6 protein-coding genes are annotated in these 8,665 nt (G+C 40.7%); 2 read left to right on the top strand and 4 right to left on the bottom strand.

The genetic code is table 11. The features are described from left to right. The coding region (locus tag WBJ10_RS14560) for a response regulator (RefSeq protein WP_424291551.1) at nt 1–357 on the bottom strand (357 nt) is incomplete at its 3' end. 127 nt (nt 358–484) lie between these two features. Here WBJ10_RS14560 and WBJ10_RS14555 point away from each other — a divergent pair. Further along, the gene (locus tag WBJ10_RS14555; protein WP_424291549.1) at nt 485–3,289 is read left to right on the top strand and encodes a S8 family serine peptidase; all 2,805 of its coding nucleotides are present in this window, start codon (nt 485–487) and stop codon (nt 3,287–3,289) included. A gap of 24 nt (nt 3,290–3,313) precedes the next feature. Here the strand turns inward: WBJ10_RS14555 and WBJ10_RS14550 are convergent, their stop codons facing one another. After that, nucleotides 3,314–3,898, bottom strand: a complete 585-nt coding sequence (locus WBJ10_RS14550) for a thymidine kinase (RefSeq protein WP_424291547.1) — start codon at nt 3,896–3,898, stop codon at nt 3,314–3,316. Between the two features lie 177 nt (nt 3,899–4,075). Here WBJ10_RS14550 and WBJ10_RS14545 point away from each other — a divergent pair, with 177 nt between their 5' ends. After that, nucleotides 4,076–5,035, top strand: a complete 960-nt coding sequence (locus tag WBJ10_RS14545) for a hypothetical protein (protein WP_424291545.1) — start codon at nt 4,076–4,078, stop codon at nt 5,033–5,035. Here WBJ10_RS14545 and rodA read toward each other — a convergent pair. Both rodA and mrdA read right to left on the bottom strand, forming a co-directional pair. Next, nucleotides 5,028–6,287, bottom strand: coding sequence for a rod shape-determining protein RodA (rodA, locus tag WBJ10_RS14540; protein WP_424291544.1), 1,260 nt, complete (start codon nt 6,285–6,287; stop codon nt 5,028–5,030). The two genes, WBJ10_RS14545 and rodA, sit on opposite strands and share 8 nt — an antisense overlap. Beyond that, nucleotides 6,284–8,212, bottom strand: coding sequence for a penicillin-binding protein 2 (mrdA, locus tag WBJ10_RS14535; RefSeq protein WP_424291542.1), 1,929 nt, complete (start codon nt 8,210–8,212; stop codon nt 6,284–6,286). The genes rodA and mrdA overlap by 4 nt, the downstream gene beginning before the upstream one ends. Nucleotides 8,213–8,665 lie beyond the last annotated feature (453 nt).

Genomic DNA, 8,665 nt, shown 5'->3' with positions numbered 1-8,665 from the left:
ATCCTGAATATCTATTGATTGCGAGGTAATTACAATCTTAGTATCTTTGAAAAACGGCCAGATTTCTTTTGCAAATCGAGTGAGAAATTCCCATCCATCCATCACCGGCATATGAAGGTCGAGGAATATGACTTTAGGATAGTTTTCTAAAGGTTGCTGACCATTATCAATTAATTGTTGGCAATAATTGAACGCTTCTAGTCCGTCCTTTTTCTCAACTATCTGATCTGCAAAGTTTGATCTGTTTAAAGTACGTTTAAGTATTAGTAACGTAATATCATTATCATTAATGCATAAAACAGTATTCAATTTTTCAAGTATCATTGGGCTTATCTTTCGATGTTTATACGATATCATTACATTTAGGTTTCAGAATCTATTCTTTTAATGTTAATTCAATGAACTTGGATAATTAATCAAAAGGAAGCTAATTGATATGTTTATATAAATAATGCGATTTTCCTATTTTGAAAAAGCCTTCTATATGAGAAAACTATTACTGCTAATATTTTGCTTTTCTGTATTAGCAGTAGTAGGACAGGAGAAAGATCCGATAGTCCCCAGAACTTTTGTTCTACCTAAAGGGGTTTCCAAGGCTGATTATTTGCCCAATACGGTTATCATAAAATTTAAGAATGGCATCTCTGTGACCCAAATAAGAGCGGCAACCAGTATGCTAAGCTCAAATTCACTAAACATCAAGGATGCTACGCTGAAAGAGGTTAAACAATTGTTTAAAAGCTCTGTGCTATCGGCAATCCTACCCGCGTCCCGTAGAGATTTTAGGGATACCATCGGACTTGACCGTATTTATGAATTTAGATTCAGTGGGAATTCTGCTTTAGAAAAGACGATCAATGAAATTTTAGTAAGCCCGATAGTTGAGTATGCAGAACCCAGTTATATTTACCATACATCTTATGTGCCTAGCGATCCTTTTTATAACTCCAATCAAGGTTATTTAAAGCAAATTAAAGCAAATATGGCCTGGGATGTAATAAAGAATTCTTCAGGAATTGTAATTGCTGTTGTTGATTCAGGAACAGACATGGATCATGAAGACCTGCGCCAAAATATTCTTTTTCCGGGCAAGGATCTGGTAGGCGCGAGTTACACAACAATGATCGAAGATGATGATCCCGATGTAAAAAGTGATTCCACAGATCATGGTGTGCGTGTGAGCGGGCTTGCATCGGCAGTCTCAAATAACGGAATCGGAATTAGCAGCGTAGCATTTAATGCAAAACTGATGATTGTAAAGGCGGGCGCTGATAATAATGCAACAGCGATTTATCGTGGCTACGAAGGAATAAAATATGCTGCGGATAACGGAGCGAATATCATAAACTGTTCCTGGGGAGGTCCTGCCGGTGGAGCTTATGGTCAGGATATCATCAATTATGCCATTTCCAAGGGCTGCCTGGTAATTGTCGCGGCTGGCAACGAAGGGTCGATACAGGCAGAATACCCTGCTTTCTATTCCGGTGTAATGGTCGTCGCAAGTGTGGATGATGGTGACAGAAGAAGTAGTTTTTCCAATTTTGGTTCTCATGTAACGATTTCTGCGCCGGGCGAAACATTTACCACGGGAAATCGAAACAGCTATACTCAAGCGCGAGGAACTTCATTTTCGGTCCCTTTGGTGTCTGGTACAGCGGCCCTGGTTAAAAGCCGGTTCCCAAATTTTGATATGAATCAGGTAAAGGAACAAATACGGGTAACTGCAGACAATGTCGATCACCTAAATGGAAACTTCGCTGGTTTGATTGGAAGAGGACGGCTGAACGTTTTCAGGGCAGTAACTGAAACTCCTCCTTCGATACGTCAGCAAAAGATAACGCTTATTGATAAAGGACGCGGATCAATTCCGCCGGGTGACACCTTACGAATTTTCCTGGACCTGAAGAATTTACTATCGCCGGTTTCAGGGATACTTGTGCGGCTAAGTACTGACAACCCCGATGTCCAGGTTTTAGACTCACAGTATAATATCGGCTCCTTAGGTACCTTCCAAACTCAAACCATGGTTGGACCCTTTAGAGTGTACATTAAACCGAGTATTTCCGATAATGAGGAAGTTACTTTTAAACTCAGTTATACTGCAGGCGGGGGTTATAACGATACAGAGTTTTTTAAGATCAGGGTTTCACTGGATTATTTGAATATCACTGTAAATAAGATTGCAACAACCATGAGCAGCAATGGCCGAGTGGGATTTAGCGGGCCGGAGGCGACAAACGGACTTGGATTTGTTTATAAAAATGAACAATTGCTGTTTGAAGCATCACTAATGATTGGTACTTCGGCAACAAAGGTCTCGAATAATGCTCGAAACGATCGGGGTGGTTTTGACGAACACTTTGTTAAAAAAGTGCGGGTTGGAAAGCTGGATGATAATAAAGCGGCTTTCAGGGGGGAGGCGGTGTTTGATGATTCCGCAAATCCGAATAGACTGAACCTTTCGGTTAAACATACGCAAACAGCATTTGCGCAAGCCCCTGATGATAAATATACAATCGTAGAGTATGAAATTAAAAATACGGGCACGGCAGTTTTAAATGACGTTTACGCGGGCTTACTTACAGATTGGGATATTGACGTTTCAGGAACAGATATAACAAAATACGAGGTGGTAAACAGGCTTGGTTTAGTACATCCTAAATCGGAAAATGGCATTTATGCAGGAGTAAAACTTTTAAACTCAGAATACCCCCCAGCTTATTATCCTATGTCAGACCAAATTATAGGTGATCCGGCACAAAGTGCAGGAGGACTTAGTATAGCAGAGAAATTCGAGGCACTTTCCCGGGGGGTTGCAGCAAAGTCACTTGGTGAATCTACGCCAAATGGCATTGATGTTATGTTTGTCAGCGGTTATGGCCCGCTAACAATACCAGCGAACGGTTCAGTTAAGATCGGTTTTGCTTTTCTGGCGGGAGACAGCCAAACAGAAATTGAGGCCAGTGCACTCGTTGCTCAAAGAAAATATAATGAAGTCATTCGACCAGCTCTAAATATGCCCGCTGATGGATTTGTTTTGGAACAGAACTTCCCTAACCCAGCCGCCGATCTTACTACCATCGATTTTAGCCTTCCTGAACTCGGCACAACTTCAATTATACTTTATAACAGCACCGGACAGCAGGTTCAGGAGCTTGTTAATGCAAGTTTGCCAAAAGGCTCATATAGTATAAAAGTCAACTCCTCTAATCTGGAGGCAGGAGTTTACATTTATAGGATGAAATTCAGAGGACAAGAGAAAGCTCTGAAACTCATCGTTTCGAGGTAGTTACATTGTTTCCGAGATAATTTTTTATATCTCTATGGTAGAATTATAACACATCCTGCACCGAGGCTCATAACTTTCTTTTTCCCCCAAAAGAATCTTCGCGCCGCTTGCAGCGGTTCTGTAAGAATAGGAAGCAGGTCCGCCGCATTGCACACACACTGCGTGTACTTTGGTAACCAGCTCTGCTATGGACATTAAGGCGGGCATCGGACCGAATGGTCGCCCCTGGTAATCCATATCCAATCCCGCAATGACTACCCTGATCCCGCGATTAGCTAATTTATTACAAACATCAGGTAATTCATCATCAAAAAATTGAGCTTCGTCTATTCCGACAACTTCTGTATTTGCGCCTAAAAGAAGAATTGAATTCGCGCTTTCAACAGGAGTAGAGTGGATTGAATTCAGATCATGGGAGACCACCGACGTTTCATCGTACCGGGTATCGGTTTTCGGCTTGAAAATCTCCACATTAAGTTTTGCAATCTGCGCTCTTCTAAGCCTTCTGATTAACTCTTCTGTTTTACCAGAAAACATGGATCCACAGATAACTTCTATGCTTCCTCCCAGCTCTTTTCTCCGTTTAAAATTGTGTTCACTGAATAACATCGTATTCTTTTATCCCCTTTGTTTATGCCCTTCTAATATCTGAATTTCCCAGCGAAATAAAGCGTTTCCGCAATATTAAGAGATAATTATTAAACCCTTTATTAATTATTGTAATTATCTTTGAAATGTCCAATTCAAGTGTAATAAGACAATTTTAACTTGCCAGCAATACAAAAAATGATGAATAAAAAGGAAATTTTGAAAAAAATCGGCGGTATCCTTTCTGAGTTAAATGAACAGTATGAATATCTTTCTCAAAGTTCGGATAATCTCAACGAACTGGAACTAGAACTTTTTTCGGCCAATGCCAATTTCCTTTCCGATCATCTGTCAATATTGGTAAAGTTAAATGATAGTTTAGGCAAGGATAAGAAAGCTCAAAGGCCGGTGGCACTGGAAGAAGAAAACAGTTCTGTAATTGAAACTGCTCCAGAGTCCGTGACGCATGATGAGAAGCGTATCCAGGACTGGAAGTTTGAATTAGAAAAGGAACCAGGACTGACATTCGAATTTGAAGAAAAGCAGCCTGATAAACTTTTTGACCGTCCTCTTACAGATGAGGAGAAAAAAGTTATTGACGAAAAAACGATGCTTAAATCCGACAGGGAAGATGAGATCGTGATGCCTGAGGATGAGACAACTGATGAGCCATCAGGGAATGCCATTGATGCTGAAGAAGGGAATGAGGAAGAAGCAAATGAAGGTATAGATCTAGCAGAGAAAAAAAATTCCGAGATGGCGGATGAAGGTGTCTATGTAAAAGAAGTATTCATTGCTGAACGTACTATTGCCGTTCCTACACAGCCGAAACCTGAAGAGCCTGCAGCACCAACAGTTAACGAACTGTTGTCCAGAAGCATGTCTGGACAAACCCTCAGCAGCCAGTTAAACACTGGCCAGGTCAAAGATTTAAAGGGAATGATAAGCCTCAATGATAAATTTTTATTTGTAAGAGACCTCTTTAACGGATATAGCCTGGCCTATAGCGAAGCCCTGGAACTCCTAAACAGATTTGACAATTTCGAGGCAGCCGACAATTTTCTGAAGCAAAACTATGCTTTGAAAAACAATTGGGCCGACAAGCAAGATGTCACTGACAAATTTTACGAAATCCTCCACCGCCGTTTTTCTAAATAATTCCCATCCTGTTAGAGTCCAGCTTAAGAAGGATAAACAGTAAAATGGTAAAGCTCCACAGGGAGGAACCGCCATAGCTTAGGAATGGAAGAGGTATCCCAATAACTGGAATAAGCCCGATCGTCATTCCTATATTGATAAAAAAGTGGAAAAAGAGGATGGATGCCACCCCGTATCCATAGACTCTGGAAAAAGGGGATCTCTGTCGTTCGGCAATGGTCACAATTCGCAAGAGAAGGAAGAGATAGAGGCCGACCACGACAAAACATCCGGCAAATCCCCATTCTTCGCCCACAGTACAAAAGATAAAATCTGTACTTTGCTCAGGGACAAAATTATACTTTGTTTGTGTACCTTGAAGGTAGCCTTTACCCCACATACCACCGGATCCAATAGCTATCTTCGACTGGTTGAGATTATATCCGACTCCCCGGGGATCATTTACTTTCCCTAAAATAACGTCTATCCGGTTCCTTTGGTGAGGCTTAAGAATGCTGTTGTATGCAAAATCAACTGAAAAAACAAAGAAGATCGAAAATAGAAGGCCCATTGCAAATACGGTTATCATCTTTCGATTCCTTCGGAATAGATAGATAAGGGACCCCGTAAATGCTACTACTCCTATGATAACATAATACTTATTGTATAGCACCGTGAGGATAAACAATACGATGGACAAACCTTCAATAACAAGGAAGTATCCTGACAGACCCTCTCTATATAATACTAAAATCAAAGAACTAAATGTTAGTGCTGAGCCGGCATCGGGCTGCAATAAAATCAGGACGGTGGGGATTAAAATGATAAATGCTGCTATAATCTGAGTTTTTATATCCTGGACTTTAACGGTGCTAGAGCTTAGATATCTCGCAAGCAATAAACATGTAGCAAATTTCGCAAATTCTGAAGGTTGAAGTCTGAAACTTCCGATGGGTATCCAGGCTTGATTACCACCCACATTACGTCCTACAATTAAAACGAGTACCAGTAAAAGTAGGGTGATACCATAGAAGATCGGGGAAAAGGTATTGAAGAATTTGCCATCTAATAATAATATCACAAAGCCAATTATGACTGCCGACACTATAAAGATTAGCTGTTTCCCATAATTTGTATCAAGATCGATAATGCTGGGATTGTCTGCATCATAAACGGCAGCGTGGATATTAAACCATCCAATGACGCATAAAGTAAGGTAAGTTAAAATAACAAACCAGTCGACATTAAAGAAGAGGCTTCGCTGATTATTCATCTTGTTGTGGTGGCTGGTTTCACAGAAACTGGTTTACGCGTTTGATTGATCGTTTTGGCGGAGTCAGGCGTCACTTTTTTAGGATTTTTAGGTTTCACAGTGGCACCCGGAAGCAGATTTGCTTCCAGCAATCTGTCGATGTAACCTTTAGGTCTTGATATAGAATTAGTGAGGTATTTTTCAACTAGCAAACTGGCAATGGGTGCAGACCATGTTGAGCCAAATCCGGCGTTTTCAACAACTACAGCAATTGCAATTTTAGGGTTTTCGCGGGGCGCAAAGGCGACAAAAACCGAATGGTCTTTCCCATGAGGGTTTTGAACTGTACCGGTTTTTCCACACATTTCAATGTTATCGATTTTTGAATAATATGCCGTTCCCCAGCTCTGGTTTACCACTTCGCTCATACCCTGTATGACTACGTCAAAGTGCTTGGTATCAATTCCTGCACTATTTTTTACTGTGTATTCTTCTTTTACAACCTTCTTATCGCCGATAGCTTTAATTAAATGGGGTTTGTAAAAGAAACCCCTATTTGCAACTATCGCCATAACGTTTGCCATTTGCAGCGGTGTAATCCCCAACTCACCTTGTCCAATTGACAATGACATGGTATACGATGAGCCCCATCGATCATTTTTGAAACGTTTCGTATAAAGATCGGCGGTAGGCAGTAGACCTTTGCGTTCTCCTGGAAGATCAATTCCAAGGGGACTTCCGATGCCAAACGCAGAAACCGCATTGCGCCATCTTTTATACGCATTTATAGGCCGCATACCTGCTTGATCGATCATACGGGTATAAGTGTATCCGTAATAAGTATTGCAGGATTCTCTGATAGATCCACGCAGATCGATCGAACCATGGACGTGAGTACAGCCCATCCATCCCCGCCGTCCATAGCGGTAACCGCCAGGACAGTAGAAAAATGTTTTTTCATCAATCAGACCGAATTGTTGGGCAACCAGCGCGTTCACTACTTTGAATATTGAACCAGGCGGATATTCGGCTTGCGTAGGGCGCACAAACATCGGCTTTAACTTATCGTTAAGTAACTCCATGTAATTATTGCCCCGGTCCCGGCCCACCATAAGGTTGGGATCATATCCAGGGCTGCTTACAAAAGAAAGTATTTCGCCCGTTGAGGGTTCGATGGCCACAATACTTCCAATTTTATTGACCATTAGCTCTTCGCCAAATTTCTGTAGTTCCTTGTCAAGAGACGAGATCAAATGTTCTCCTGGTACAGCCAGGGTATCATATTGTCCATCAGCATAATGTCCCTTTGGTCTGTTGAGTGCGTCGACCATAAGGTTCTGTACCCCACGTTGACCCCGCAGAAGGTCTTCATAAGACTTTTCTATTCCAGTAATGCCCAGATAATCTCCAAGATTATAAAAGCCTTTAGATTTTTCTATTGCGTTTTGATTAACCTCCCCGATATAGCCGAGAAAATGTGCCCCAATACTGTCGGGATAGCGGCGAACGGTACGGTTCTGAACGAAAAAGCCCGGAAAGTCCGATAGTTTTTCCTGAAAAGAAGCATAGATCTGAACCGAGAGCTGTTTTTCAAAAATGGATGCTTTATACGGTGAATAGTTGCGTGCTTTTTTGAACTGCCTGTCGAACCTGACTTTGTCTATTCCAATAAGACTGCAGAATTCGAGTGTATCAAAAGGCTTAACTTCGCGAGGTATCACCATCAGATCATAAACAGGCTCGTTTTGAACAAGAATCCGTTCTTTTCTGTCAAGAATTATTCCTCTGGCAGGATAAACTGGCAGCCTTCGTATTACGTTATTTTCTGCAGATAAAATATACTCATCGCTAATTACCTGGATATAAAATAATCGTGTAAGCAATATAATCGTAATAACTATGAAGATCCCCTGAACAACAAACTTCCTGGCAAAAAAACTATTCATTAAAGCAGTATCTAATTTTTTTAGTTAAAGGGGGTGATAGTGAATCATTTAGTACCTGCTAAAATTTTTCATTCAGCCATGGTAATCCATTGTAAAAGTAATAAAAGAATTTATTCAAATTCCTTATCAAACATAATGTGCAAAGTTTCTAATATTTTTATTTCTTGCATCCCCCCAACAACACTTTTATTAAACGGCGTAAGTTTATAAATCATTGTCTTCTAAGGAAATTTATCTGAATTAAGTAAAATAATAATGGCTTCGATGGAATCAGCATATATATAGCGTTTTATGGCTAATTTTGTGCGGTTGCTGGAGTTTTAACCCAAAAAAGCACCAATCTTAATATAAGAGGATGAGTATTCCGCAGGAGATCGACCGAGATCAAAGAGTTACCCAGATATATGCTTTAGTACACTCAAAATGTCCACGTTGCAGAAGGGGGAGTGTTTT

Origin of the sequence: Daejeonella sp. (genome assembly GCF_049655485.1) — a bacterium.
In the GTDB taxonomy this organism is placed as follows: Bacteria; Bacteroidota; Bacteroidia; order Sphingobacteriales; family Sphingobacteriaceae; genus Daejeonella.
This window is presented reverse-complemented; position numbering and strand designations above follow the sequence as displayed.